The organism is Sphingomonas sp. EU05-FHT14C10, assembly GCF_058790595.1.
The window spans coordinates 1-25,000 of record NZ_JBYTEN010000027.1; the positions used below are offsets into that span (position 1 = coordinate 1).

Genomic DNA, 25,000 nt, shown 5'->3' on the forward strand with positions numbered 1-25,000 from the left:
GCGTTCGGCGGCGCCAAGGGCCGCACCGACGTGCCGAAGATCGTCGACTGGTACATGAACGGCAAGATCGAGATCGACCCCATGATCACCCATGTCCTCACACTCGACGAGATCAACAAGGGCTTCGATCTCATGCACAAGGGCGAATCCATCCGATCCGTCGTGGTGTATTAGAGTCGGGAGGCGGCACCGGCCCTCTCCCCCACCCGGCCTCCCATCCAGGATACACTCCGTGGGAGGCCGGGTGGGGGAGAGGGCCGGTGCCGAACCCGATCCGGCCTGCCGGATCAGCCTCTAAAGCAAGCCCCCATCCCATCCGCCGCCCAGCGCCTGGTAAAGCGAGACCACGGCGTTGAGGCGGTCGGCACGCACCTGCGCCAGCGAAAGCTCGGCTGACAGCAGCCCGCGCTGGGCATCGAGCTGTTCCAGATAGGCGCTATAGCCCGCGCGATAGCGGTTGGTGGCGAGGCGCAGCGCCTCGGCGAGCGCGGTGCGCTGCGCGACCAGCGCCCTCTCCTGTTCCGATGTCCGCGCGACCGCGGCCAGCGCATCCTCGACGTCGCGGAAGGCGCCGAGCGCGGTCTTCCGATAGGCGAAGGCGGCCTGATCGCGCCGCGCGGCGGCGCTGTCGGCCTGCGCGCGCAGCCGCCCGCCCTGGAACAGCGGCGCGAGGATGCTGCCGCCCAGCGACCAGATGCCGATCGGATCGGCAAGCAGCGTCGACACCGCATAACCCGCCGAGGCGTTGAGCCGGATCGAGGGCAGGAAGGCCGCCCGCGCCGAATCGAGCGCATGGTCGGCGGCGACAAGCTGCTGCTCGGCCACCGCGATATCGGGCCTGCGCCGCAGCAGCGACGCCGGCAGCCCGCCGTCGAGCGCCGGGATCGTCAGCGCCGCCAGCGCCTCGCCGCGCTCGATCGCGCGCGGGCTCTCGCCCAGCAGGATGCTCAGCCCATCCTCCTGCCGGCGGATGGCGAGTTCCACGACCGGGATCAGCTGTTCGGTCGCGCGATATTCGGCTTCGGCCTGCTGCAGGTCGAGCTGCGGCGAATAGCCGGTCTCGGCGCGCCGCCTGGCGATGCGCAGCGATTCGGCGCGCGCGGTCAGCGTGTCGCGCAGCACCGCCAGCCGCGCGTCGAGACCGATCAGCGTAATATATCCGCCTGCCGCCGCGCCCGCGACCGCCAGCCGCACGCTCGCCTGCGCCGCGCGCGTGGCGAGCAGCGCCGCACGCGCCGACGCGGTCGCCTGCGCCAGCCGCCCGAACAGGTCCACCTCATAGGATGCCGACAATATGGGCTGCGCCGCCGATTGCTCTTCGGGTGTGCCGAAGGGGCTGACCGATCGGTCGCGCGCCAGCCCGCCGATCGTGCCGCCGATCGCGGGCAGTTGCTGCGATCGGGCGAGCCTGAACTGCGCCTCCGCCTCGGCCACGCGCGCCGCCGCGATCGCGATGTCGGGGTTGCTGGCCAGCGCCTTGTCGACGATCGCGCCCAGCGCCGGATCGCCGAAACCCTTCCACCAGTCGCTCGCGATCGCCGCATCGCTTCCGGGTCCGTCGCGCCAGCCTGCCGGCGCGCCGACCGCCGCGCTTTCGGGCGTCGCCGGCCGCTCGCCCGCGCCGCAGCCGGCGAGCGCCAGCGGCAGGAGGCAGGCCATGCGCTTCATCGATCGTGGCTCGTATCGACGAGTGTCACGACGGACATGCCGGGCCGCAGCCGCTGGGCGAGCGGCTGGCCCGGATCGGGCAGGATGCGGATGCCGATGCGCTGCGGCACCTTCACGAAATTGCCCGTCGCATTGTCGGGCTTGAGCACCGCGAATTCGGACCCCGTCGCCGGCGCGATGCGCTGGATATGGCCTTTCAGCTTGCGGCCGCCCAGCGCGTCGACCGTGAATGTCACTGGCTGCCCCACCGCCATCCGGCGCGTCTGCGCTTCCTTGTAATTGGCGATGATCCAGCGGTCGGGCGGCACCAGCGCCATCAGCTGGGTGCCGTTGGTCACGAACTGGCCGAGCCGGACGGATACTTCGCCCAGCTGCCCCGCCTCGGGCGCGCGGATCACGGTATAGCCCAGGTTGATTTCGGCGAGGCGCAGCTGCGCGCGCGCCGCCTCCACCTGCGCCTGCAATCCGCCGCGGCCGACATCGACGGTGCGGATATCCTCCTGCGCGATCCGCCCGCCGGCCTGCGCCTGGCGGACGCCCGCTTCGGCCGCGCGCAGCGCCGCCAGCGTCTGGTCGCGCTCGCGCACCGACACCGATCCGTCCTTCACCAGATCGTTGACGCGCGCCATGTCGGCGCGCGCGCGCTGCAATTGCGCCTCGGCATTGGCGACATTGGCGGTCTGCCCGCTCAGCGCTGCGGTGCGCGCGGCATGCGCCTGCTGGCTGTTGGCGAGCGCGGCCTCGGCGGCGGCGACGTCGCTCTTCGCCTGCGCGACGCGGGCGCGGTAGATCGAATCGTCGATGCGTACCAGCACCTGCCCCGCCGTCACTTGCGCATAGTCGCGCACCAGCACCTGCGAGACATAGCCGCTCACCTGCGGCGCGATGATCGTCGTGCGCCCGCGCACATAGGCATTGTCGGTCTTCTGGATCGCGCCGCGAAAGGGCGGCAGTCCCCAGGCGGCGAGGATCGCCAGCACCGCGCCGATCGCAACGAGGATGATGATGCCGATGGCCAGCGGCGTGCGCGGCGCCGGGCTCCAGAAGCGCTGCGGCGGCGGAGGCGGCGGTGATGCGGGCGGCGCCTCGGGGGCCGGGGTGGTTCGATTGTCCGTCATGTCTGTGCCCCCAGGGCGGAAAGCCGATGCTGCTGCAGCGCGTTGTGGACCGCGACATAGAGAACGTAGAGCGCGGTCGCGAGCGCGACTTCGGCGACCAGCATCGCCACGTCGTTATAGGCCAGGATGGTCGCCTCGCGCGTCATCGCCTGCCCCAGCAATCCCGCGCCCTGCGCGTTCAATGCCGCCGGGTCGGTGATCGTCGGCGCCAATGTCCGGACCCCGGCCTGGATGCGCGCCGCGACCTGCGGGTCGCCGGCGATCAGATGTTCGGACAACGCCGACGAATGCGCCTTCACGCGCATCACCTGATAGCTGCCGAGCAGCGCCGATCCGGCGAGGCCGCCGACATTTTGCGAGATGCTGAACATCGTCACGAAGGTCAGGAACACGTCGACGCCCTGCCGCAGCACGCGGATGAAGCCGAAGACGAGCGCCGGGCCGATGAACAGCGTGGTCCCGAAGCCGATCAGCGCCTGGCTGAGATAAAGCTGGTGGGGCCGGGTGATGTTCGTCGCGTCGGTGTCCATCCACGCGCCCAGCGCCACGATCAGCGCGGCGGTGATCACCTGATAGCGGATATGCTGTTCCTTCAGCGTCAGGGCGGCGACGATCATCCCCGCGACCATCGACAGCGCGACGAAGACGAAGAGCGTGTGGAGCTGGTCGTTGTTCAGCCCGCCCGAAGTGAGCAGGCCGATCGATCCATAGGTCTGCTCGGCCAGCGCGATGCGCACCATCGCCGCGACGATGATGAAACGCATCATCTCGTAGGAACTGATCCAGCGGACATGGATCAGCGGCTTCTCGCGCGCCAGCTCGATAACGACCACGGCAGTCAGCAGCGGCACGGCGGCGGCCAGCGCGACGCCCAGCCAGGGCGTGTCGGTCCACCAATAATAGCGCCCGACGCTCAGCACGACGCAGACCAGCAGGATAGCCGGGATGAACAGCAGGATGATGAGGATGTCGAGCGGCTGGAACGCCTTGCTCCGCTCGCTGCGCGGTAGCGGCAGCGCCAGGCTGACGGCAAGGACGAGCAATGCCATCCCCGTCTCGATCAGGTGCAGCCCGCGCCAATGGTCGAGCGACAGCAGCTCGACGGGCACGAGCCGCGCCAGCGGGACTCCCAGCTGGGGCAGGCTGATCCCGAACAGCAGCGCCAGCGGCCGATGGCGTGCCGGAAAGGCCTGCATCAGATTGTAGAGCGTCATCGTGATCAGTGCCGACGCGCAGAGCCCCGCGACCGCACGCACGAGGATCGCTGTCGACAGGCTGGGGAACAGATACTGGATCATCCCTGCGGCCGCATAGGCGATCAGCAGGCCGTGGGTGACGGCGGGCACGCCGAACTGCGCCCGCCCTTTGACCAGCGTCAGCGCCGCCGTGCCGGTCATCGCCGCATAGATGGCGGGCAACAGGCTGGCGGTGACGACATAGACGCCCAGGTCGCCGGCCAGATTGACGGTGTTCACCGTCACCAGCGCATTGCCGAAGGTCGATGCGACCCCGGTCAGCAACGCGGCGAAGGCATAGGCGACGCGCCGTGCCGGGCGATGCGCGGGCGAAAAGGGCGAACCGGGGAGCAGCGGCCGTTCTTCCGGCGCGAACTTATAGTCCCCTTCCTGGGTGACCTGCATGCCGGCGAGCTCCCTTCAGCGGAGCCTTATTTCCTGTCTTTGGAAGCGCCGACAAGCTGATTTTGGTCTGAACCCATCCCTAAATATAACCTGCTTGCCGCCTTACAGTCCGAGGCGCGCCTTCACGGCGGTGCGCGACGCGTCGAGCAGCGCCCGGGCCTCGGCCTCATCCTCCGCCACCCGCGCCAGTCCCACTGCGCCGGCCAGCTCGGCCAGCACTGATCGCGCCAGCGTCTCGGCATCGGGCAGTCCGGCGCGCGCGATCAGCGTCGCCAGCGCCTGCGACAGCCGGCGCGCGCCTGCGGCAAAGCGTCTCTGCGCATCGGCGTGGAGGTGCGGCAGCTCACTCGCCATCGCCGGGATCGGGCAGCCGTGGCGCGACGCGGCGATATGCTGGGGCGAGAGATAATGGTCGATGAAGGTCGCCAGAGCCGCGCGCGGCTCTGCGCCCTCGATATCCTTGAAGAAGCGCGCATAGCGATCCTCGAACATGTGCGTGATCGCCTCGGCGATCAGCTCGTCCTTGGATTTGAAGTGGGCGTAGAAGCCGCCATGCGTCAGCCCGGCGCGCGCCATCACGTCGGCGACGCCGATATTGCCCGCGCCGTCCTCGCGGATGGCGAGGGAGGCTTCCTTCAGCACGCGCTCGCGCGTCCGCGCCTTATGTTCGCTATTATATCGCATTGCGGTTCCTAACTGGCTTTCGGTTGCGCATTTGCCAAGCGGATCGTTGGTTCGGCGCGCCAGCCGCCGCCCAGCGCGCGATAGGCGGCGACGGCGGCGCGCGCTTCCTCGGCGCGCACGCTGGCCAGCCGGTCGGCGGCGGCCAGCCGCTCGCGATCGGCGTCGAGCACGTCGATCAGCGCGGCGACCCCGCCTTCATAGGCCAGCCGCGTCTGGTCGCGCGCCTTGACGAGCGCGGCCAGCTGGCTCTCGAGCGCGGCGCGCTGGGCATGCGTCTCGGCCAGCCGCGACAGCGCGGTCTCGACATCCTCGGCCGCGCGCAGTACCGACCCGCGCCAGGCGGCGATCGCTTCGGCTTCCCGGCCGCGCGCGCCCGCCACCTCGGCATCGACGCGCCCGAAGTCGAACAGCCGCCAGCGCAGCCCCGCGCTCCCCTGCGCCTGCACAGCGCCGCCGGTGAACAGGTTCGACGTGCCGAGGCTTGCCACCCCGACCAGCCCGGACAGCGAGATGTGCGGATAATAATCGGCGATGGCGACGCCGATCCGCGCATGGCTGGCGGCCAGCCGTCGCTCGGCCGCGATCACGTCTGGGCGGCGGCGGAGCAGGTCGGCGGGCGCATCGCTTCCCGAAGGCAGCGGCGCCGAGGGAATGTCGGCCGCAGCAGTCAGCAGCGCGCGGTTGCTGCCCGGCTGCTCGCCCAGCAGCACGTCGAGCCGGTTGAGCTGCGCGGCGATCGCGGCGCGCAGCGGCGCCGTCGTCGCGCGCACCGATTCGCGCTCGGCGACTGCGCGGTTATAGTCGCGCTCGGGCGCCAGCCCCTGCTCGAATCGCTGGCCGACGAGCGAGACGAGATTTTCCTCGTTGCGCTGCTGGTCCTCGGCGATCGCCAGCCGCGCCTGCAGCGCGCGCAGGTTGAGATAGGCATCGGCGGTCTCGGCGGCGACGGCGACCGCGCCGGCATCCGCCTCGCTCGCCGCCAGATCGGCGCGCGCCGCCTCGCGCCCGCGCCTCAGGCCGCCGAACAGGTCGATCTCCCACGACGCCTCGGCGCCCAGCGCATATTGCTCATAGCCGCGCGGCAGCCCCAGCTGCTGGGTCACGCGTCCCACCGGCGTTTCGCGCGACTGGCTGAGCGTCGTCGCCTCGCTGGTCGCGCCAACGGTCGGGAGCAACGCTGCGCCCGCGATCCGCGCGGCGGCGCGCGATTGCTGGATGCGCGCCTCGGCCTCAGCCAGATCGGTGTTGCCCGCCACCGCACGCGCGACGAGCGTCGCGAGCAGCGGATCGCCAAAGCCCTGCCACCAGTCGGCATCGGCGGCGCGCGCGTCGATCGCGGTGGGCGCCGCCTGATAGGCGGGCGTCAGCGCGATCCGGGGCGCATGATAGTCGGAACCCACGGCGCAGCCGCCAAGCAGGGTGGCCGCGAGCAGGAAAGAAGCGGAACGCATCGTCGTCATCCTCAGTGCGAATCGGCGGGGGAAGGGGGCGGCCCCTTGGCGGGGCGGCAGAACGGCACCATCACCAGCGCCGCGAAGAACATCCACGCCATCAGGCGGAACACGTCGTCGAAGGCGATGGTCAGCGCCTCGCGCCCGACGACGCGGCCGATCAGCCCCTCAGCCATCAGCATCGCCTGCGCCGGGTCCGGGGTCACCGCCGCCAGATTGTGCGCCAGCGTCGCCGTCACGTCCTGCGCCACCTTGCCTGCCCCGGCCAGCGCCTCGCCGAAGCGCAGCGCCTGGATGCGCGTATTGTCCTGCAGCCAGGTGTTGACCACCGCGATGCCGATCGCGCCGCCCAGGTTGCGCATCAGGTTGAACAGCCCCGATGCATAGCGCAGCTCGGGGCCCATGAACCCCGCCAGCGCCATGTTCACCGAAGGCACGATGCACAGCATGATGAACAGCCCGCGCACCGCCTGCGGCACGAACAGCTCGCCGAAACCCCAGTCCGATCCCAGATGCGACGTCAGCCACAGGCTCGTCGCGAATCCGATCAGCCCGATCGTGATCACGATGCGCTGGTCGACGCTCTGCGATGCGCGCGCCGCGATGATCGTGCTGATCAGCTGGCCGATGCCGACGACGAAGACCGTGGTGCCGATCTGCAGCGAATTATAGTCGCGCACGCGCCCCAGATAGACGGGCAGCAAATAGGTCGACGCATAGATGCCGAAGCCGATGACGATGTTGAACAGACAGGCGAAGGCGAAGGTCGGGTTGCGGAACGGGGTCAGCCGCACCACCGGATTCTTCGAATAGAAGGATCGCTCGATGAACAGCGCGAAGGCGACGGCGGAGAACCAGGCGGCCATCACGATGCGCGGGTCGCCGAACCAGTCCTTGCGCGGCCCTTCCTCAAGGACATATTCGAGCCCGCCCAGCGCCACGGCCATCGCGATCAGGTGCGACCAGTCGATCCGGCCGAACATCGATGCATCGCCCTTGTCGACGCGCACATAGACGATGGTCAGGATGGTGACGGCGATGCCCGGCACCACGTTGATGAAGAAGATCCAGCGCCAGTTGGCCAGCTCGGTGATCACCCCGCCCACCGTCGGCCCCAGCGTCGGCGCCAGCACCGATACCATCCCCAATATGGCGGGGATCAGCGCGCGCTGCTTGCCTTCGAACATGGTGAAGCCGACGGCGAACACGCTCGGCACCATCGCCCCGCCGACAAAGCCCTGAAGCGCGCGGAAGGCGGTCATCGTCTCGATGTTCCACGCCAGCCCGCAGGCGATGCTCGACAGGGTGAACAGCCCTGCCGATGTGGCGAACAGCCAGCGCGTCGACATCGCCTGCGCGAGGAAGGCGGAGAAGGGGATCATCACCAGCTCGGCCATCAGATAGGCGGTCTGCACCCAGCTCACTTCGTCGGGCCCCGCCGAAAGCCCGGCCTGCACCTCGTTGAGCGAGGCGGCGACGATCTGGATGTCGAGCAGCGCCATGAACTGCCCGAAGGCGAGGATTCCGAAGATCAGGAACTTGCGCGAAGTCGGCAGCTGCGCGGGGTGGACAAGGGCGTCCGCCGCCGCCGCGCCGCGCCGCCAGCCGCCTCCCGATCCGATCGCAACGCTTGCCATGCCGACGAAACCTCTTGTGGGATGATCGTCATCATATTATGTGCGTCATATCAGATTGGCAAGAGCAGGTGAAGGCATGGACGCGATCAGCAGCGACGCGGCGATCGGGCAGCAACAGCAGCAGAAGCGCAGTTTCCGGCCGTCGCGGCGCACTATGATCGCCAGCGCGGTCGCGCTCGGCGTGGCGCTGGCCGGTGCGGCATGGATCGCGGCGCCGGCCTCGTCGCAATCGACCGACGACGCCTATGTCGGGGCCGACACGACATCGGTCGCGCCCAAGGTGCGCGGGCTCGTCGCCGAAGTGCTGGTGCGCGACAACCAGTCGGTGAAGGCCGGCCAGCCGCTCGTCCGCATCGATCCGGAGGAATTCGGCGCCAGGGTCGCGGCGGCGGAGGCCGATCTCGCCGATGCACAGGCCAGCGTCGCTTCCGCGCGCGCCGCGCTCGTCAGCCTCGATGCCGAGGAGAAGATGGCGCGCGCCACCGCGGCGGCGGCGCAGACGGCGATCCGCTCGGCCAATGCCCAGTCGACCCGCGCCGATGCCGATCGCCGCCGCTATGTCGCGCTCGTCGTCGGCGGCGCGGTCGCGAAAAGCGATGCCGATCGCTTCGCCGCCGCCGCCGTCACCGCCGAACAGGATGCCGCCCGCGCGCGCGCCGATTTCACCGTTGCCGAACGCGGCGTCGGCGTGGCGGAGGCCAGGCGCCCCGGCCTCGTCGCGGCGGTGCAGGTGGCCGAGGCGCGCGTCGGGCAGGCCAGGGCGGCGCTCGATCTCGCCCGGCAGGATCTGCGCCATACGCTGATCGTCGCGCCGATCGACGGAGTGATCGGCAATCGGCAGGTCCGCGTCGGCGACTATGTCCAGCCGGGCACGCGCCTGCTCAGCCTCGTGCCGCTCCACGCGCTCTACGTCACCGCCAATTTCAAGGAGACGCAGACCGGCCGGATGCGCCCGGGCCAGCCCGCGACGATCGATGTCGACGCGCTCGGCGGCAAGGATCTCCACGGTACGGTCGAAAGCCTGGCGCCCGGTTCGGGATCGAGCTTCGCGCTGCTGCCCTTCGAACCCGGCACCGGCAATTTCACCAAGATCGTCCAGCGCGTTCCCGTGCGCATCCGCTTCGATCCGGGCCAGAGCGCGGTTGACAGCCTGCGCCCCGGATTGTCTGTGACGGCAACGGTGAAGCTGAAGACGCCGCAGGAGAGGTAGTGCCCATGACCAATGCCGTGATCGCGGGCTATGTCCGCACCCCCTTTGCTTTCGCGCGCAAGGGGCCGCTCGCGGCAACGCGCCCCGATGATCTGGCGGCGATCGCGATCCGCGCGCTCGTCGATCGCAGCGGGCTCGATCCCGCGCTGATCGAGGATGTGCTGATGGGCTGCGCCTATCCGGAAGGTCCGCAGGGCAACAATATCGCGCGCATCGCCTCGCTGCTCGCCGGGCTCCCCCAGACGCTGGGCGGCGCGACGCTCAATCGCTTCTGCGGCTCTTCGATGTACACCATCCACATGGCCGCCGGTCAGATCGCGATCGGCGCGGGCGATGCGTTCATCGCCGCCGGCGTCGAAAGCATGTCCTCGGTGCCGCAGGGCGGGCTCAACCCCTCGCCCAATCCGCGCTTCAAGGGCCAGCCCGGCGCCGAGCTCGACGTCGAGGCCTATATCCCGATGGGCCGCACGGCGGAAAATGTCGCCGCCCGATATGGCATCACCCGCGCCATGCAGGAACGGATCGCCTGGGAATCGCAGATGAAGGCCGCCGCCGCGCAGGCTGCGGGCAAGCTGGCGGGCGAGCTGGTCGCGGTCGAGACGGTCGACGGCACGGTCGATGCCGATAGCTGTTTGCGCCCGCAGACCACGCTCGAGGGTCTGGCGTCGCTCAAGCCCGCTTTCGGCGAGGATGGCACCGTTACCGCCGGCACCGCCTCGCCGCTCACCGATGGCGCGGCCGCGGTGCTGGTCACGTCGGAAGAGTTCGCCGCACGGCATAATCTCGACATTCTGGCGCGGATCAGGGCCACCGCGATCGCGGGCTGCGCGCCCGAGATCATGGGGATGGGCCCCGTCCCCGCGACGCTGAAGGCGCTTGCCCGCGCCGGCCTGTCGATCGGCGACATCGATATCGTCGAGATCAACGAGGCGTTCGGGTCGCAGGCGGTCGCCTGCCTCAACGAACTCGGCATCGATCGCGCGCGCGTCAATCTCGATGGCGGCGCGATCGCGCTCGGCCACCCGCTCGGCGCGACGGGCGCGCGCATCACCGGCAAGGCCGCGCAGCTTCTGAAGCGCGAAGGCAAGCGCTATGCGCTGTCCACCCAGTGCATCGGCGGCGGTCAGGGAATCGCGACGATCCTCGAAGCGGCCTGATCTCTCACCCGAGGACGGGGAAGCAGTCGAGCCCCGCCTTTACGGCTGACGCGCATAGTCCCTGCGCGGCTGCGCGGTCGTCGATCGGCCCCACGCGCAACCGCACCAGCGGCTTGCCCGGCACGGGATCGTAGCGCGGGCTGCGGCCGGCGATGGCGGGCAGGCGCGCGCTGATTCGCCGCCACGCCGTCTCGGCCGCGCCTTGCCCCGAATAGCTGCCGAACTGGATCAGCCAGCCGCCGGCGCTGACCGGTCGCGCTGCCACGGCAAAGCTGCGCGCCGACGGTTGCTCCGGCGTTTCGAGACGTGCGAGCAGCATCGGGGCCAGCGCCACCGGATCGGCGCCGGGGGCGGCGATCATCGCCTGCGCCTGCCGCGCTGCGGCGCACAGCCCGGCCTGGCTGCGCGGATCGGCGAAGCGGTTGTATACCTGCGTCATATGGCGATCGAGCGCGGCTGCCCCGCCCGCCTTGTAGGCCAGCGTCTCCGCCGAATAAGCGCTGGCAAGCGACGCCTTGTGGCTCTTGAGCATGCGGTTGTAGCTGGCGGTAATCGCAGCGTCGCGGCAGCTGAGCGCTGCGACGTTGAGCCCCGCGCGCACATGCCATAACGCTTCCAGCCCGCTCGCCGAGGCCGCCGCTGCCGGCGGCGCGGGCGCTTGCACCGGGCTGGGCGCAGGCAAAAGCACCGGTTTCGGCGACTTTGCGCAGCCGCTCAGCAAAGCGATCGTCAGGATCGCCGCCTGTAGGATTCCCCGCTTCATGGCCCCCGACCCGATATATGCCTGACAACCTAGCTGGATTGGCGGCTCTGCCCAGCCCGCAGCGTCGTCCCGTGCCCTGTCCGCGCCCGGCCGCCCTTTCCGTCGACCGCGCCGACAGATGCCCCTCGCATCGCTGCGCCGCACACGCTATATGCCTCCCCGACGCAGACGAGCGAGAATCCATGTCCATTCGTCCCTGGCGCGATATCGTGCGCCGTACTTCCCGCCAGATCATGGTCGGCAACGTTCCCGTGGGCGGCGACGCGCCGATCACGGTCCAGACCATGACCAACACGCTGACCGCCGACGCTAAGGCGACGATCGACCAGATCCGTCGCTGCGAGGATGCCGGGGTCGACATCATCCGCGTCTCCTGCCCCGACGTCGAAAGCACGGCGGCGCTCAAGCAGATCGTCCGCGCCTCGCGCGTGCCGATCGTGGCGGATATCCATTTCCACTATAAGCGCGCGATCGAGGCCGCCGATGCCGGCGCCGCCTGCCTACGCATCAATCCGGGAAACATCGGTTCGGCCGATCGCGTCCGCGAGGTCGTCAACGCCGCCAAGGCCAATGGCTGCGCGATCCGCATCGGCGTCAACGCGGGCAGCCTCGAGAAGGATCTGCTCGAAAAATATGGCGAGCCCTGCCCCGAGGCGCTGGTCGAATCGGCGCTCGACCATATCCGCATCCTCGAGGATCACGACTTCCGCGAATATAAGGTCGCGGTGAAGGCGTCGGACGTCTTCCTCGCGGTCGCCGCCTATCAGCAGCTCGCCGAAGCCGTCGATTGCCCCCTCCACCTCGGCATCACCGAGGCGGGCGGCCTCATCGGCGGCACGGTCAAGTCGGCGATCGGCATCGGCTCGCTGCTCTGGTTCGGCATCGGCGACACGATCCGCGTCTCGCTCTCGGCCGAGCCCGAGGAAGAAGTGCGCGTCGGCTACGAGATGCTGAAGGCGCTGGGCATCCGCAATCGCGGCGTCCGCGTCGTCTCCTGCCCGTCCTGCGCGCGTCAGGGATTCGACGTCATCCGCACCGTCCAGGCGCTGGAGGAGCGGCTCCAGCATATCCGCACGCCCATGTCGCTCTCGGTGCTCGGCTGCGTCGTCAACGGCCCCGGCGAAGCGCGCGAGACCGACATCGGCATCACCGGCGGCGGCAACGGCAAGCATATGGTCTATCTGTCGGGCGTCACTGACCATCATGTCCAGGACGCCGACATGATCGAGCATATCGTGAAGCTGGTCGAGGCGAAGGCGGCGGAGATCGAGGCGGCTTCGGAAGCGCAGGCCGCCTGATCGGTCTTCACCGGCCGTTCACCATCGCGGCTAATCGGGGCGAAGGCTTTGGTTGCTAGGGCGTCGGCATGGCCGGACGCCTGCTCATCTTCGCGATTCTCTTCGGCGCCGCCATCGGGCTGATCCTGCCGAACGGCACGCCGCGCCCCGCCGCGCCCCAGCAGGTGGCGACGGTCGCCGCGCCGGCGCCGACGCAGATGCGCAGCGCCAACGGCATCGAGACGATCCTCGAGCGTCGGCCTGACGGGCATTTCTATGTCGACGCGATGGTCAACGGCCAGCTCGTCCATTTCGTCGTCGATACCGGCGCGTCGATGGTCGCGCTGACCAGCGAGGATGCGCGCCGCGTCGGCTTCAACTTCTCGCCGGCCGACTTCACGATCGTCGGGCGCGGGGCAAGCGGCGACGTGCGCGGTATCCCGCTTGAGCTCGACAGCATTGCGATCGGCAACAACGAAGCGCGCGGCGTGCGCGCGGCGATCATCGCCGACGGGCTCGACGTCTCGCTGCTCGGCCAGTCCTTCCTCTCCAGGATCGGCAGCGTTACCATCCGCGATGACCGGATGTTCCTGAAATAGCATCAGGCGACAGCCGCCCCGCCATCGGCTATGCGCCCCGGATGGCAACGCGCGGCATCATTCCAACGCACCCTGCCCCGGCCTTCGCCTTCATGGTCGCGGCCTGCGGCATCGCGACTTTCTCGGCGATGGACGCGGCGATGAAGGGGCTGTCGATCAGCCTCGGCGTGCTCAACGCCCTGCTCTGGCGCAGCATCTTCAGCACCGCGATCGCGGGCGTAATCTTCTTCGCGCGCCGGAGCCCGTGGCCGGAATGGCACGTTATCCGCCTGCACGTCCTCCGCGCACTGGTCGCCGGGGGATCGGTCGCGCTCTTCTTCTGGGGACTGGTGCGCATGCCGCTTGCGCCCGGCGTGGCGCTGTCCTTCATCGCGCCGCTGATCACGCTGTTCCTCGCGGCGCTGCTGCTGGGCGAGAAGGTCGGGCGCGGCGCGATCATCGGATCAGCCGTGGCCTTCGCCGGCGTGCTGGTGATTGTCGCGGGCCAGCTCGACGCTGCGCCCGGCCCCGAAGCGCTGCTCGGCGCGCTCGCCATTCTCGCGGCGGCGGTTCTCTATGCCTATAATCTTGTGCTGATGCGCCGCCAGTCGCAACTCGCCGGTCCGGTAGAGGTGGTCTTCTTCCTCAACCTGACGCTCGCGATCGTTTTCGGCGCGGCATCACCGCTTTTCGGTGGCGTGCCTGCCGCGGTGCACTTGCCGATGCTGCTTCTGGCGTCCACGCTTTCGCTTTTCTCGCTCGTCCTCCTCTCATGGGCTTATGCCCATGCCGAAGCGAGCTATCTCGCGCCCGTCGAATATACAGCCTTCATCTGGGCGAGCATCCTCGGCTGGCTGGTCTTCGGCGAATCGCTGACGCTGGCGACGATGGCCGGCGCCGCGCTCATCGTCGTCGGCTGCTTCGTCGCGGCGCGCAAGCGGCCCCCGCTCGCTCCCGGCGTGGAGGCTGCGCCATGAGCCTGTCGATCCGCCCGGCGGCGCCTGCCGATCTCGATCTCATCATCGACTTCATTCGCCGTCTCGCCGACTATGAGCGGCTGGCGCATGAAGTGCGGCTCGATCGTGACACGCTTGGTCGGCATCTGTTCGGCGACCGGCCCCATGCCGAAGTGCTGATCGGCGAGCAGGACGGCAAGGCGCAGGGCTTCGCGCTCTTCTTCCACAATTTCTCGACCTTCGAGGGCAAGCCCGGCGTCTATCTCGAGGATCTGTTCGTCATGCCCGAAGCGCGCGGCTCCGGGCTCGGCAAGGCGCTCCTGGCGCGGCTCGCCGCGATCGCGCTCGAACGCGGATGCGCGCGGCTCGAATGGTGGGTACTCGACTGGAACGAGCCCGCCATCGCCTTCTATCGCTCGCTCGGTGCGAGGCCGATGGACGAATGGACGGTCAACCGCGTGGATGGCGATGCGCTGGTGGCGCTTGCCGCGGAGGCGAAGTGAGATGGCCTGGCTTTTCCTGATATTGGGCGGCTGCTTCGAGGTCGGCTTCACCACCTGCCTGCGCTTCGTCGACGGGTTCAGGAACATCCCCTGGACGCTGGGCTTCCTTGCCTCGGTGTCGCTGTCGATGGGGCTGCTGGAGGTCGCGTCGCGCGCGATCCCCATGGGCACCGCCTATGCGGTCTGGGGCGGCATAGGCGCGCTGGGCACGGTGGTCGTCGGGATGATCTGGTTCGGCGAACCGATCAACGCGGCGCGTCTGCTGCTGATCGCGGGTCTGGTCGGCTGCATCGCCGGGCTGAAGCTGTTGCACTGATGGCGGCCGATCCTGCCCTTATCGCGTGGGTCGCCGAGGCGCTGGAGCCGATGGGGCATGTCAGCTCGCGCCGGATGATGGGCGGCGCGACGCTTTATCTCGATGGCACGGTGTTCGCGATCATCGCCTTCGACCAGCTCTGGTTCAAGGCGGATGCCGAGAGCGACGCGATCTGGGATGCGGAGGGCTGCGATCGCTTCACTTATGAGGCGAAGGGCAAGACGATGTCGATGAACTATCGACGCGCGCCCGATGTGGTCCACGACGATGCGGACGCGATGCGCGAATGGGCCGGGCTTGCTGTGCAGGCAGGCCAGCGGGCGCCGGCGAAGCGCCGATCGCGTTAAATTAATTGCGGCCCCGGCCCACTCCCCACCCGGCCTCCCATCCAGGATACACTCTGTGGGAGGCCGGGTGGGGAGCGGGCCGGGACCGCTTTCAGCAGCCTCCGATCAGGCCGCTTTGGCGCTCTTGGCGCGCTCGATCGCCTCAAGCAGAATCTGGCGCGCATCCTCGGCGTCGCCCCACTTGCCGATCCGCACCCACTTCTCGGCCTCGAGATCCTTATAGTGAGTGAAGAAATGCTCGATCTGCTGGAGCACGATCGAAGGCAGGTCCTGCCGCTCGCCGACGTCCGAATAATAAGGGAAGGTCGAATCGACGGGGACGCAGATCAGCTTCTCGTCGCCGCCATGCTCGTCCTCGAGGTTGAGCACGCCGATCGGGCGGGCGCGGACCACGCAGCCCGGCACGAACGGCGAGCGTGCGATCACCAGCGCGTCGAGCGGATCGCCATCGGGCGACAGCGTGTGGGGCACGAAGCCGTAATTGGCCGGATAGCGCATCGGCGTATGCAGGATGCGATCGACGAACAGCGCGCCCGACTTCTTGTCGAACTCGTACTTCACCGGCTCGCCGCCGACGGGAACCTCGATGATGACGTTCAGGCTGTTCGGCGGATCGTCGCCGACCGGGATCAGATCGATATTCATGATATCCTCGAGAAAATGGAGGGTGCTACGGCTTTGCCGTCAGCAACCTGTCTAGGCCGCCCTCTCCGCTGCCCGTCTTTTCGAGGCGCGGATAGCGCAGCCCGCCATGATAGTCGATGGCCACTTCGCGGAAGCGGTCGCCGTTCCGGACGATCAGGTTGATCGGCTCCTTGCTGCCCTTGGCGATGGTCACCGCCTGCTTCAGCGCCTCTTCGGAAAAGCCGCGCCCGTTGACCGCGATGATGTCGGTGCCGACATCGAGCCCCGCGTTGAACGCCGGGCCGTCCCACATCACCGCGCTGATCGTGCCGCCGCGCGTGCTGACGGCCAGCCCGATCGAATAGCTGAGATCCACGGTCTTGCGGTTGCGGTCGCGGTCCTTGAGGAACGGCGTCTGCGTCTCGGTGTAGATCAGCCGGTAGCCATTGTTGACGAAGCCGCTCAGCGGCGCGCCCTTGGCGTGCTCGGTCAGCCGCGCATTGAGCAGCGTCGCCCAGTCGTAAGGCACGATCGACTGCAGCGTCGCGACGATATCGTCGAATTTATAGGTGACCTCGCCCCAGTCGCCGTCGTTGATGCCGAAGAAGGCCTGGGCGAAATCGTCCATCGACTTGGTGCCGCCCGATTGCGCGCGCAGAATCGAATCGACTTCGAGCCAGACGAGCAGCCCCTCATTATAATAGTCTTCGGATCGCTGGTTGCTCAGCCAGCCCTTGGGGCGGCGCTGCGCGATCACCGGATCGTTGGTGGTGTCGATCAGGTCGCGCCAGCTCCGCGCCGGCAGATTGTCGTAGCTCGCGGCGATCGAGGCGAGCGCGTCGAGCGTGTCCTGCTTGCTGACGATCCCCGACCGCGCTTGCAGCACATAGCCCCAGAATTGCGTCTGGCCTTCATAGACCCACAACAGGCTGCCGCGCATCGGCATGCTGTAGTCGGGGGTCCACAGGTCGGCGGGGCGGCGGAACTTGCCGTTCCAGCTGTGGGTATATTCGTGCGGCAGCAGGTTGCGGCTGCCCGGCCCGTCATTCCACTTGCTGAAATAGCCGAGGCCGACGCCATCCTCGGAGCTGCGATGATGCTCGAGGCCGATTCCCCCCATCTCGTCGGAGATGCTGAGCAGGAAATGATAACGGTCGTAATGCTGGCTGCCGAACAGCTTCACCGCCTGCGTGACCAGAGCCTTGTGCGCGTCGATCTGCTGCGGTGTCGCTTCCAGCTCGGCGGGATTGTCGGCGACGATGTCGAGGTCGACGCGCGGGCTCAGCGCATATTTGCGATAGTAGCGGCCGGCGATGACGGGGGAATCGACCAGCGTCTCGTAGCTCGTCGTCTCATATTGGTAGGTTGATCCGCTGGCGGTCGCGGGCAGGCCCGATGCCGCCGTCCAGCCCGCCGGATAGGTCGCGCTCGCGGTGATCGGGATGCGACGGGTGAAATAGCCCGCCGGATAGAGCGAGACCTTCTCCCATTGCAGGCTCAGCATCGCGGGTGTCGCCTGGATGCGCCCCTGCGCGGTGTCGGTGGCCGAGAGATACTGGAGCGCGATGTCGAGCTGCTTCGCGCCCGCCGGCACGTCGATGTGGAAGGCGTAGACGTTCACCGGGTCGCGCGTCCATTCGACGCGCTTGCCGCCCGCAGTGATGATCAGCCCGGCCAGCTTGGGGATCGGCCCCGTGGGGCTGTGATTGCCCGGCAGCCACTGCGGATAGAGCAGCACCATCGGCCCCGCCTTCGCGACCGGGATCGTCTCGCGCACGCGGAAGATGCCGCGCATCACGTCGGTCGCGTCGACGTCGAGCCTGATGGTGCCGGGATAGGCGACATCCTGCGCCGCCGGGATGCTGTCGGTGATCGGAACCGGCTGGGGCGCGCTGTTTGCGGCGAAGCTGGCGGTCGAGGCGAGGAGGAAGGCAAGCGGCAGCGAACGGGAAAGCATCGACTACTCTTCTTGTGATGGAGAAAGGCGACTTAAGCGGCTCCGCGCCGAAACGTCTAGCCCGAAAGGATGATCAGCTTTTGCCGCCCAGCACGTTGATGGTGAAGGCGAGCACGCCGATGTTGAACACGAAGGCGGCAAGGCAATGGAATATAACGACCTTGCGCATGTGCCGCCCGGGAATGTCGACGTCCGACGTCTGGAAAGTCATGCCCAGCGTGAAGCTGAAATAGACGAAATCCCAATAGTCGGGCTCCTTCGTGCCCGGGAAGGCGATGCCGCCGCGATCCTTCCCGTCCTCGCCGCCGACATAGAAGAGATGCGCATAATGGAGCGCATAGACGAGGTTGGAGAAGAGCCAGGCGAGCGCCAGCGTGCCGATCACCAGGATGATGATGGCCGGCGTCGGCGCCTGCCCTGCGCTCAACTCGACCGCGACCGCGACAAGAATCGCAACCGAAACAATCCCGCTTATGACAAGTAGAATTCCGCGATTCGCGTCATTGTTGCGCGCGATCTCGCGCATCTCCTCCGCCTCGCGCGTGCGCAACAGCGATGTCACCGTGACAAGGAAGGTGATCGCCGCCAGATCGAAGCCGCCCATCAGCGCATGGCCCAGCGGCAGCCAGATATGCGCGAGCGGCACCGCGACGATCAGGACGAGCAGAAAAAGAATGAATCGCGGCGGCGCGATCCACGACCCCAGCCCCTGCGGCTTCGTGCTTTTTTCCATGGCGAGACGCTAGCGATTCGCCGCGTCCTCGCCTAGAGAGCGCCTCTTCTATGTCCGGACAGAAAACCCCCCAGGCGATCCGCGGTACGCAGGATATGCTCGGCGACGCCGAACGCCGCTTCGCGCATGTCGTCGACACCTTCGATCGCGTCCGCCGTCTCTATGCTTTCCAGCGCATCGAGGTGCCGGTGTTCGAGGCGACGGCGGTGTTCGCGCGCTCGCTGGGCGAGACGACCGACGTGGTCTCGAAGGAGATGTACACGTTCGAGGATCGCGGCGGGGATTCGCTGACGCTGCGTCCCGAATTCACCGCCGGGATCTCGCGTGCCTATCTGACTAACGGCTGGCAGCAATATACGCCGCTCAAGCTCGCGACCCATGGCCCGCTCTTCCGCTACGAGCGTCCGCAGAAGGGCCGCTTCCGCCAGTTCCACCAGCTTGATGCCGAAGTGATCGGCGCCGCCGAACCCGCCGCCGACGTCGAGCTGCTGGTGATGGCCGATCAGCTGCTGCGCGAACTGGGGGTGAGCGAGGGCGTGACGCTCCAGCTCAACACGCTGGGCGACGCGGAGAGCCGCGCGGCCTGGCGCGAGGCGCTGGTCGCGCATTTCGAGAAGCATCGCGACGCGCTGTCCGAGGAAAGCGTCGACCGCCTCACCAAGAACCCCATGCGCATCCTCGATTCGAAGGACGCGCGCGATCGCCCGGTTGCGGATGCCGCGCCGGTGATCGACGATTTCCTCACGGCCGAGGCCGGCGCCTTCTTCGATGCGGTGCGTGCGGGCCTCAATGCGGCTGGTGTCGCCTATGTCCGCAACGGCGCACTGGTGCGCGGCCTCGACTATTATCGCCACACCGCGTTCGAGTTCGTGACCGACCGGCTCGGCGCGCAGGGCACGGTGCTCGGCGGCGGCCGCTATGACGGGCTGATCGAGGCGCTCGGCGGCCCGGCGACCCCGGCGGTCGGCTGGGCGGCCGGGATCGAGCGGCTTGCGATGCTGATCGATGAGCCTCAGGAAAATCTGACCGATTTCTTGGCCGTTGTGCCAGAAACGCCCGAAGCAGAGTGTGAAGCGCAGGCCATTGCTGCCCACTTGCGCCGTGCGGGGTGGGTCGTGGAATTGGGCTTCAGAGGCAATGCAAAGAAGCGCGTCGAGAGCGCTAAGCGCAAGGGCGTTCAGGCAATACTTTTCGTTCGGCCAGAGGACGGCCCGGACAAGCTCAACCTAACCGATGTATCGCGAGATCATGCGCGGGCGGCAGATCGTTTGCTGAGAGTTCTCGGGGATCTGCCAGATCGCTACTCTCAGATGGGCGGCGATAACGCATGACCTCGATCTCGGCCGATCGCATCGCCGCCATCGAGGCGCGGCGTGACGAGTTGCAGGCATTGCTTGCGACCGGCGATCTGGCGGCCGAGCGTTTCGTGTCGGTGTCGAAGGAATATGCCGAGCTCGAGCCCGTCGCGCAGGCGGCCGGCGAGGTCCGCCGGCTCCGCGCCGAGCTCGACGTGCTCGGCCTGCTTGCCGAGGACGCGTCGGCCGAATCCGAGATTCGCGAAATGGCGGTCGAGGAAGCGCGCGACATCCGTGATCGCCTGCCCGAGGCCGAGCGCACGCTGGCGCTACGCCTCCTGCCGCGCGACGCGGCGGACGAGCGCGCGGCGATGCTTGAGATCAGGGCGGGCACCGGCGGCGACGAAGCCGCGCTGTTCGCGGGCGATCTGTTCCGCATGTATGCGCGCTATGCCGAGGAGCGCGGCTGGCGCGTCGAGATCATCTCGGCCAGCCCCGCCGATCTGGGCGGCTATAAGGAAGTCGTCGCCAGCGTCAGCGGCGCCGGCGTCTTCGCGCGGCTCAAGTTTGAAAGCGGCGTCCACCGCGTCCAGCGCGTGCCGGCGACCGAGAGCGGCGGGCGCATCCATACCTCGGCGGCGACCGTCGCGGTGCTGCCCGAGGCCGAGGAAGTCGACGTCCAGATCGACGAGGCGCGCGATCTGCGCATCGACGTCTATCGTTCGTCAGGCCCCGGCGGCCAGTCGGTCAACACCACCGACAGCGCGGTGCGCATCACTCACCTGCCCACCGGCCTCGTCGTCATCCAGCAGGACGAGAAGTCGCAGCACAAGAACAAGGCCAAGGCGCTCAAGGTGCTCCGCACGCGCCTTTACGAGGCCGAGCGCGAGCGTCTCGCGGCCGCGCGATCGGGCACGCGCAAGGCGATGGTCGGATCGGGCGACCGCTCGGAACGCATCCGCACCTATAATTATCCGCAGGGTCGCGTGACCGATCACCGCATCAACCTGACGCTTCACCGCCTGCCCGAGATCATGGAAGGCCAGCTCGACGAGCTTATCGGCGCGCTGATCGCCGAGGATGAGGCGGCGCGGCTCGCCAATCTGGATGACTGAGCCGGCGCTGGCCGCCGCCGCCCGGCGCATCGCTGCCGTCTCCGAAACGCCGCGCCTCGATGCCGAGCTGCTGATGGCGCACGCGCTGGGCGTCGATCGCGAGCAGATGCTCCTGCGCGGCGCACCTACGCAGGCTCCGCCGGGCTTCGAGGCGCTGGTCGCGCGGCGGCTGGCGCATGAGCCCGTCGCCTATATCACCGGCCGCCGCGCCTTCTGGACGATCGAGCTCGGCGTCGCGCCCGGCGTGCTCATTCCCCGCCCCGACAGCGAGACGCTGATCGAGGCGGCGGTCGATCATTTCACAAACACAGCCCCCGCGCACATCCTCGATCTCGGCACGGGATCGGGGGCGCTCCTGCTCGCCGCGCTCGACCAATGGCCGGCGGCGGCGGGCATCGGTATCGATCGCTCGCCTGCCGCGCTCGCCATTGCGTCGGCCAATGCCGAACGGCTCGGCCTCTCCGCCCGTGCGCGGTTCGTCGCCGGCGACTGGGGGGAGGGGCTTGCCGGGCCTTTCGACCTGATCCTGTGCAATCCGCCTTATGTCGAGGCCGACGCGGCGTTGCCCGCCGAAGTCCGCGATCATGAACCCAAATCGGCGCTGTTCGCGGGCCCCGAGGGGCTTGACGATTATCGCCGTCTGATCCCGCAATTGCCGGCATTGCTCGCCCCCGGCGGTGTCGCGGTGATCGAGATTGGCTTCGCGCAAGCCGTTGCCGTTTCGGCGCTTGCGGTAGCGGTGGGCTTCGCCGTGACGGTCCGCCGCGACCTCGCCGGCCGCGACCGCTGTCTCGCCCTGACGCGCTGACACAACATAAACGTCACATCTTTATGCTTGGAAAGCGGCGGGCGAGGCACTAGATGGGGCACAGGGGCGAAGCGGATCCCGGCGGGAGGAGCGCCGGAACTGCACGACCCTACTCCGACAGACTAGATGCGGCCGGTCCGGCTGCTCTGGCGGAAAGCGGCAGCCGCATGCGATTCGCGCATGTCCGGCATCCCGCGGCGAACGTGCATCCGATAGGATTTGATCGGAACGAAACGGATTGAACAGCACGAGGAAACGGACAAGTTGATCAACAATCGTCAGGCCGGCCGCCGTCGCGGCCGTGGTGGACAGCGTTCGCCGAACAATTCGGGGCGGCCCGAGCAGGGCAACCGGATCGACAACCGCGCTCGTGGCAATGCGCCGCAGCTGCTGGAGAAGTACCGCAATCTGGCGCGTGACGCGCAGATGCAGGGCGATCGGGTCAACACCGAATATTATCTCCAGTTCGCCGATCACTATTTCCGCGTGCTCAACGAAAACCGTTCGCGCTACGAGGACCAGAATCAGCAGCGCCGCCAGCGCGAGGATAATGACGGCGACGATTTCGACGGCGACGATATCCGCGCCGACGATCGCTTCGATCCGCGCGAGCAGCAGCGGCACCAGCCGCGCCGCGATGACGAGCAGCGCGGCAATCGCGCCGTAGCCGCCGAGCAGCCTGTCGAGGCCGATACCGACCAGAGCGATCTGAACGGGCGGTCCAACGATCAGGCCGAAGACGAATTGCGCGCGCCGCGCCGCGGCCGCCGCCGCAAGGCGGAAGGCCAGCCTCAGGCCGAGAGCGCCAGCGAATCGTTCGACGCCACGATCCTGCCGCCGGCGCTGTCGAGCGCGACGGCCGACGAGGGCGATGAAGCTGGCGAGGCCGCCCCGGCGCCGCGTCGTCGCGGGCGTCCGCGCCGCAGCGAGGCCAGCGCCGCCGAGGCCTGATCCGCGTTCTGCTGTTTCGATGAATGCGAAGCGGCGTCGGCCCCGTGGCCGGCGCCGCTTTGCTTTTGGGCTCAGCCTTCGCGCTTTTCGGGCAGCGGCCGGGGGCGATGATGCTCGTCGAGCGCGACGAAGGTGAACAGGCCTTCGGTCACCTTCACCAGTTCGCCGCCATTGCGCTCGGCGATGACCTCGATCCGGATCCCCATCGAGGTCCGCCCGCGCCGCTCGACATGCGCATAGACCGAGATGATGTCGCGTAGCAGCACGGGCGCGATGAACTTCATCGTCTCGATCGCGACGGTCGCGGTCGGCCCATGCGCCTCGCGCCCGGCGACGATGCCGCCGGCAATGTCCATCTGCGACAGCACCCAGCCGCCGAAGATATGGCCATTGGAATTGATGTCGCCCGGTCGCGGCACGACGCGGAGGATGGGTTCGATCTGCTTGGTCATTTACGGCCTTTCTGTCGCCATGGGTCATCCGGCGCTTCGTCCGGCCTGCCTACGCTTTCGTCATGCCCGGTCCCGTCGCTCAGGAAGATGAGACCCATCAGCACCGCCGCCATCATCACCGAGAAGAAGACGCCCAGCGCGGTCGCGATCATCAGGTGGATGGGCAGTGGCCCCTTCGCCCAGCGCAGGCCGGCCAGCGCGACGATGACGGCGGCCAGCGCCGCCAGCGTCATCCAACGCAGCAGCCGGCGATAGCGCCGCCAGGCGAAGGCCGCATATTCGGGATCCGAAAGCTTCGGCATCGCTTTCCTTTGTCGCGGGTTCATGGGAACATCAACCGCCCACAACGACAATGGAGAGGAGGGCAGGCCATGACGATATCGGCAATCATCGCCGGGCGTGAGGGCGATGTGATCAGCCTTGGTGGAGCGACGACGGTGCGCGATGCGGTCGCCTTGCTGGCCGGCAGGCGAATCGGCGCCATGCCGGTGATCGACGGCGGACGCGTCGTCGGCATCTTTTCGGAACGCGACGTGATTCATGCGATCGCGGCGCATGGCGAGCGGGCGCTCGACATGCCGGTCTCCGAACTGATGACGGCGCCTGCGGTCTCGGTCGAGCCCCGGCAGGATGTGCTGGGCGCGCTGGCGCTGATGACGCGCAGGCGCATCCGCCACTTGCCCGTGATCGACGGCGAAGCTATGGTCGGTTTCGTGTCGATCGGCGATCTGGTGAAGTTCCGGATCGACCGGATCGAGGCCGAGGCCAGCGCGCTGCGCGATTATATCCAGAGCGCCTGATCAGGCGGCAGCCGGCCGCTGGCGCGCGATTCGTACCAGCTCGTCCAGCGTCGGGCGGGCGAAGGCGAAGAGCAGCCCGCAATAGCTGGTGACGCCGATCGCGACGAGTAGCGCAAGGCGCGGCGCGGCATGGAGCGTCGTCGTTGCTGTCGCGGCGATCGCCAGTGCGACGGCCATGCCGGCGGTGGCGCCGGCGGCGGGCGCTATCGCGTGGACCAGATCGCTCCAGCGCACTCCGATCGCGGGAAGCGACAGCCGGCCGGTGACCGCGAGCAGCAGCGGCGCGCCGGCCAGCCATGCGGCCGCAAGCCCCATCGCCCCCCATTGCAGTCCGCCCAGGAAGCAGAGCGGCATGATGATCGCGCCCGCAGCAGCACTCCACATCGCGATTCGGGGCTGGCCCAGCCCGTTGGTCGCGGGCGCGAACAGGATCTGCAGCGTGAAGACCGGCATCGCGATTGCGATGATCGTCGCATAAGGCACCATCCCCATCCACTTGGCGCCGAACAGCGTCTCGATCAGGCTCGGCGCGGTCAGCGCCAGCCCCGCATAGAGCGGGCAGGCGACCAGCATCACGAATCGCACGGCCTTCAGGAAGCCGCGCGCCGCGACCTGCGGATCGTGCTGGACGCGCGCATAGGCGGGGAAGGCGACCTCGTTGAGCGGGGGCACGAACTTGCTGGTGAAGATCAGCGCGAGGAACAGCGCCTCGGCATAGAGCCCCAGATCATGGGGATCGAGCATCCGACCCGCGATCACGATGTCGGCCTGCGACTGGATGATCCAGAATATCTGCCCGAGCAGAAGCGCGCCACCGAAACCGAAGGTCGCCCCTGCCCCGTCGAATCGGAAGCTCGGACGAATCAGGCCGCCGGCGGCGATCGTCAGCCCCACGGCGCGCGTGCCGAACAGGGCGATTGGCGCAGCCACCAGCGTCCACACCCCCAGCCCACCCAATGC

General features: G+C 68.1%; 26 protein-coding genes and 1 pseudogene (1 of these 27 cut by a window edge). 14 read left to right on the plus strand and 13 right to left on the minus strand.

Features of this window, described 5'->3' with window-relative positions:
* Nucleotides 1–174 (plus strand): annotated as a pseudogene (locus tag AC3WT0_RS18180) (S-(hydroxymethyl)glutathione dehydrogenase); the annotation flags it as partial.
* Nucleotides 175–294: 120 nt separating this feature from the next.
* Here AC3WT0_RS18180 and AC3WT0_RS18185 read toward each other — a convergent pair.
* The 6 genes from AC3WT0_RS18185 to AC3WT0_RS18210 all read right to left on the minus strand — a co-directional run bounded on the left by AC3WT0_RS18185 (nucleotide 295) and on the right by AC3WT0_RS18210 (nucleotide 8,198).
* Nucleotides 295–1,668, minus strand: a complete 1,374-nt coding sequence (locus tag AC3WT0_RS18185; protein WP_492754841.1) for an efflux transporter outer membrane subunit — start codon at nucleotides 1,666–1,668, stop codon at nucleotides 295–297.
* Nucleotides 1,665–2,786 (minus strand): HlyD family secretion protein, encoded by a 1,122-nt coding sequence (locus AC3WT0_RS18190; protein WP_492754842.1) that lies wholly within the window; start codon nucleotides 2,784–2,786, stop codon nucleotides 1,665–1,667. The genes AC3WT0_RS18185 and AC3WT0_RS18190 overlap by 4 nt, the downstream gene beginning before the upstream one ends.
* The gene (locus AC3WT0_RS18195; RefSeq protein WP_492754843.1) at nucleotides 2,783–4,426 is read right to left on the minus strand and encodes an MFS transporter; all 1,644 of its coding nucleotides are present in this window, start codon (nucleotides 4,424–4,426) and stop codon (nucleotides 2,783–2,785) included. Before AC3WT0_RS18195 ends, AC3WT0_RS18190 begins: the two co-directional genes overlap by 4 nt.
* 102 nt (nucleotides 4,427–4,528) lie before the next feature.
* Nucleotides 4,529–5,110 (minus strand): TetR/AcrR family transcriptional regulator, encoded by a 582-nt coding sequence (locus AC3WT0_RS18200; RefSeq protein WP_492754844.1) that lies wholly within the window; start codon nucleotides 5,108–5,110, stop codon nucleotides 4,529–4,531.
* An 8-nt stretch (nucleotides 5,111–5,118) separates the two neighbouring features.
* Nucleotides 5,119–6,561 carry an efflux transporter outer membrane subunit gene (locus tag AC3WT0_RS18205; protein WP_492754845.1) on the minus strand — a complete coding sequence of 481 codons (1,443 nt, stop codon included), beginning with the start codon at nucleotides 6,559–6,561 and terminating at the stop codon, nucleotides 5,119–5,121.
* 11 nt (nucleotides 6,562–6,572) lie between these two features.
* Nucleotides 6,573–8,198 (minus strand): DHA2 family efflux MFS transporter permease subunit, encoded by a 1,626-nt coding sequence (locus AC3WT0_RS18210; protein ID WP_492754846.1) that lies wholly within the window; start codon nucleotides 8,196–8,198, stop codon nucleotides 6,573–6,575.
* Nucleotides 8,199–8,274: 76 nt separating this feature from the next.
* On the opposite strand from AC3WT0_RS18210, the gene AC3WT0_RS18215 reads away from it, so the two are divergent.
* Together AC3WT0_RS18215 and AC3WT0_RS18220 are read left to right on the plus strand one after the other, a co-directional pair.
* Nucleotides 8,275–9,408: an HlyD family secretion protein gene (locus AC3WT0_RS18215; RefSeq protein ID WP_492754847.1), complete on the plus strand. Its 1,134-nt coding sequence runs from the start codon at nucleotides 8,275–8,277 to the stop codon at nucleotides 9,406–9,408.
* A 5-nt stretch (nucleotides 9,409–9,413) separates the two neighbouring features.
* Nucleotides 9,414–10,565: a thiolase family protein gene (locus tag AC3WT0_RS18220; RefSeq protein ID WP_492754848.1), complete on the plus strand. Its 1,152-nt coding sequence runs from the start codon at nucleotides 9,414–9,416 to the stop codon at nucleotides 10,563–10,565.
* Between the two features lie 4 nt (nucleotides 10,566–10,569).
* On the opposite strand, the gene AC3WT0_RS18225 is transcribed toward AC3WT0_RS18220, so the two are convergent.
* On the minus strand, nucleotides 10,570–11,328 hold the full coding sequence (locus AC3WT0_RS18225; protein WP_492754849.1) for an SPOR domain-containing protein: 759 nt from the start codon (nucleotides 11,326–11,328) through the stop codon (nucleotides 10,570–10,572).
* Nucleotides 11,329–11,510: 182 nt separating this feature from the next.
* Here AC3WT0_RS18225 and ispG point away from each other — a divergent pair, with 182 nt between their 5' ends.
* The 6 genes from ispG to AC3WT0_RS18255 all read left to right on the plus strand — a co-directional run bounded on the left by ispG (nucleotide 11,511) and on the right by AC3WT0_RS18255 (nucleotide 15,305).
* Nucleotides 11,511–12,626, plus strand: a complete 1,116-nt coding sequence (ispG, locus tag AC3WT0_RS18230; RefSeq protein WP_492754850.1) for a flavodoxin-dependent (E)-4-hydroxy-3-methylbut-2-enyl-diphosphate synthase — start codon at nucleotides 11,511–11,513, stop codon at nucleotides 12,624–12,626.
* Between the two features lie 68 nt (nucleotides 12,627–12,694).
* Entirely contained in the window at nucleotides 12,695–13,204 is a 510-nt protein-coding gene (locus tag AC3WT0_RS18235) for a retropepsin-like aspartic protease family protein (protein WP_492754851.1), read from the plus strand.
* Nucleotides 13,205–13,245: 41 nt separating this feature from the next.
* Complete coding sequence (locus tag AC3WT0_RS18240; RefSeq protein WP_492754852.1) at nucleotides 13,246–14,160, plus strand: DMT family transporter; 915 nt, start codon at nucleotides 13,246–13,248, stop codon at nucleotides 14,158–14,160.
* On the plus strand, nucleotides 14,157–14,642 hold the full coding sequence (locus tag AC3WT0_RS18245; protein WP_492754853.1) for a GNAT family N-acetyltransferase: 486 nt from the start codon (nucleotides 14,157–14,159) through the stop codon (nucleotides 14,640–14,642). The genes AC3WT0_RS18240 and AC3WT0_RS18245 overlap by 4 nt, the downstream gene beginning before the upstream one ends.
* Nucleotide 14,643: 1 nt before the next feature.
* Nucleotides 14,644–14,958 carry a DMT family transporter gene (locus tag AC3WT0_RS18250; protein ID WP_492754854.1) on the plus strand — a complete coding sequence of 105 codons (315 nt, stop codon included), beginning with the start codon at nucleotides 14,644–14,646 and terminating at the stop codon, nucleotides 14,956–14,958.
* Nucleotides 14,958–15,305 carry a TfoX/Sxy family protein gene (locus AC3WT0_RS18255; protein WP_492754855.1) on the plus strand — a complete coding sequence of 116 codons (348 nt, stop codon included), beginning with the start codon at nucleotides 14,958–14,960 and terminating at the stop codon, nucleotides 15,303–15,305. The genes AC3WT0_RS18250 and AC3WT0_RS18255 overlap by 1 nt, the downstream gene beginning before the upstream one ends.
* 105 nt (nucleotides 15,306–15,410) lie before the next feature.
* On the opposite strand, the gene ppa is transcribed toward AC3WT0_RS18255, so the two are convergent.
* The 3 genes from ppa to AC3WT0_RS18270 all read right to left on the minus strand — a co-directional run bounded on the left by ppa (nucleotide 15,411) and on the right by AC3WT0_RS18270 (nucleotide 18,619).
* Entirely contained in the window at nucleotides 15,411–15,950 is a 540-nt protein-coding gene (gene ppa, locus AC3WT0_RS18260; RefSeq protein WP_492754856.1) for an inorganic diphosphatase, read from the minus strand.
* Nucleotides 15,951–15,975: 25 nt separating this feature from the next.
* Nucleotides 15,976–17,886 (minus strand): M61 family metallopeptidase, encoded by a 1,911-nt coding sequence (locus AC3WT0_RS18265; RefSeq protein ID WP_492754857.1) that lies wholly within the window; start codon nucleotides 17,884–17,886, stop codon nucleotides 15,976–15,978.
* 73 nt (nucleotides 17,887–17,959) lie between these two features.
* A complete protein-coding gene (locus AC3WT0_RS18270; RefSeq protein WP_492754858.1) occupies nucleotides 17,960–18,619 on the minus strand; it encodes a DUF1345 domain-containing protein in 660 nt (219 codons plus the stop codon).
* Nucleotides 18,620–18,669: 50 nt separating this feature from the next.
* On the opposite strand from AC3WT0_RS18270, the gene hisS reads away from it, so the two are divergent.
* The 4 genes from hisS to AC3WT0_RS18290 all read left to right on the plus strand — a co-directional run bounded on the left by hisS (nucleotide 18,670) and on the right by AC3WT0_RS18290 (nucleotide 22,788).
* Nucleotides 18,670–19,950: a histidine--tRNA ligase gene (gene hisS / locus AC3WT0_RS18275; RefSeq protein ID WP_492754859.1), complete on the plus strand. Its 1,281-nt coding sequence runs from the start codon at nucleotides 18,670–18,672 to the stop codon at nucleotides 19,948–19,950.
* Entirely contained in the window at nucleotides 19,947–21,029 is a 1,083-nt protein-coding gene (gene prfA / locus AC3WT0_RS18280; protein WP_492754860.1) for a peptide chain release factor 1, read from the plus strand. The genes hisS and prfA overlap by 4 nt, the downstream gene beginning before the upstream one ends.
* Complete coding sequence (gene prmC, locus AC3WT0_RS18285; RefSeq protein WP_492754861.1) at nucleotides 21,022–21,837, plus strand: peptide chain release factor N(5)-glutamine methyltransferase; 816 nt, start codon at nucleotides 21,022–21,024, stop codon at nucleotides 21,835–21,837. Before prfA ends, prmC begins: the two co-directional genes overlap by 8 nt.
* A 264-nt stretch (nucleotides 21,838–22,101) precedes the next feature.
* Complete coding sequence (locus AC3WT0_RS18290) at nucleotides 22,102–22,788, plus strand: DUF4167 domain-containing protein (RefSeq protein ID WP_492754862.1); 687 nt, start codon at nucleotides 22,102–22,104, stop codon at nucleotides 22,786–22,788.
* 71 nt (nucleotides 22,789–22,859) lie between these two features.
* Here AC3WT0_RS18290 and AC3WT0_RS18295 read toward each other — a convergent pair whose 3' ends face one another.
* Nucleotides 22,860–23,240 carry an acyl-CoA thioesterase gene (locus tag AC3WT0_RS18295; RefSeq protein WP_492754863.1) on the minus strand — a complete coding sequence of 127 codons (381 nt, stop codon included), beginning with the start codon at nucleotides 23,238–23,240 and terminating at the stop codon, nucleotides 22,860–22,862.
* Nucleotides 23,237–23,542, minus strand: coding sequence for a hypothetical protein (locus AC3WT0_RS18300; protein WP_492754864.1), 306 nt, complete (start codon nucleotides 23,540–23,542; stop codon nucleotides 23,237–23,239). Before AC3WT0_RS18300 ends, AC3WT0_RS18295 begins: the two co-directional genes overlap by 4 nt.
* A gap of 69 nt (nucleotides 23,543–23,611) precedes the next feature.
* On the opposite strand from AC3WT0_RS18300, the gene AC3WT0_RS18305 reads away from it, so the two are divergent.
* Nucleotides 23,612–24,040: a CBS domain-containing protein gene (locus AC3WT0_RS18305; protein WP_492754865.1), complete on the plus strand. Its 429-nt coding sequence runs from the start codon at nucleotides 23,612–23,614 to the stop codon at nucleotides 24,038–24,040.
* Here AC3WT0_RS18305 and AC3WT0_RS18310 read toward each other — a convergent pair whose 3' ends face one another.
* A protein-coding gene (locus tag AC3WT0_RS18310; RefSeq protein ID WP_492754866.1) for a lipopolysaccharide biosynthesis protein crosses the window boundary here: on the minus strand, nucleotides 24,041–25,000 show its 3' portion. Its footprint extends 519 nt past the window's final position; only the last 960 of its 1,479 coding nucleotides appear in the window; its start codon lies off the right edge, out of view — the gene reads right to left on this strand; the stop codon is at nucleotides 24,041–24,043.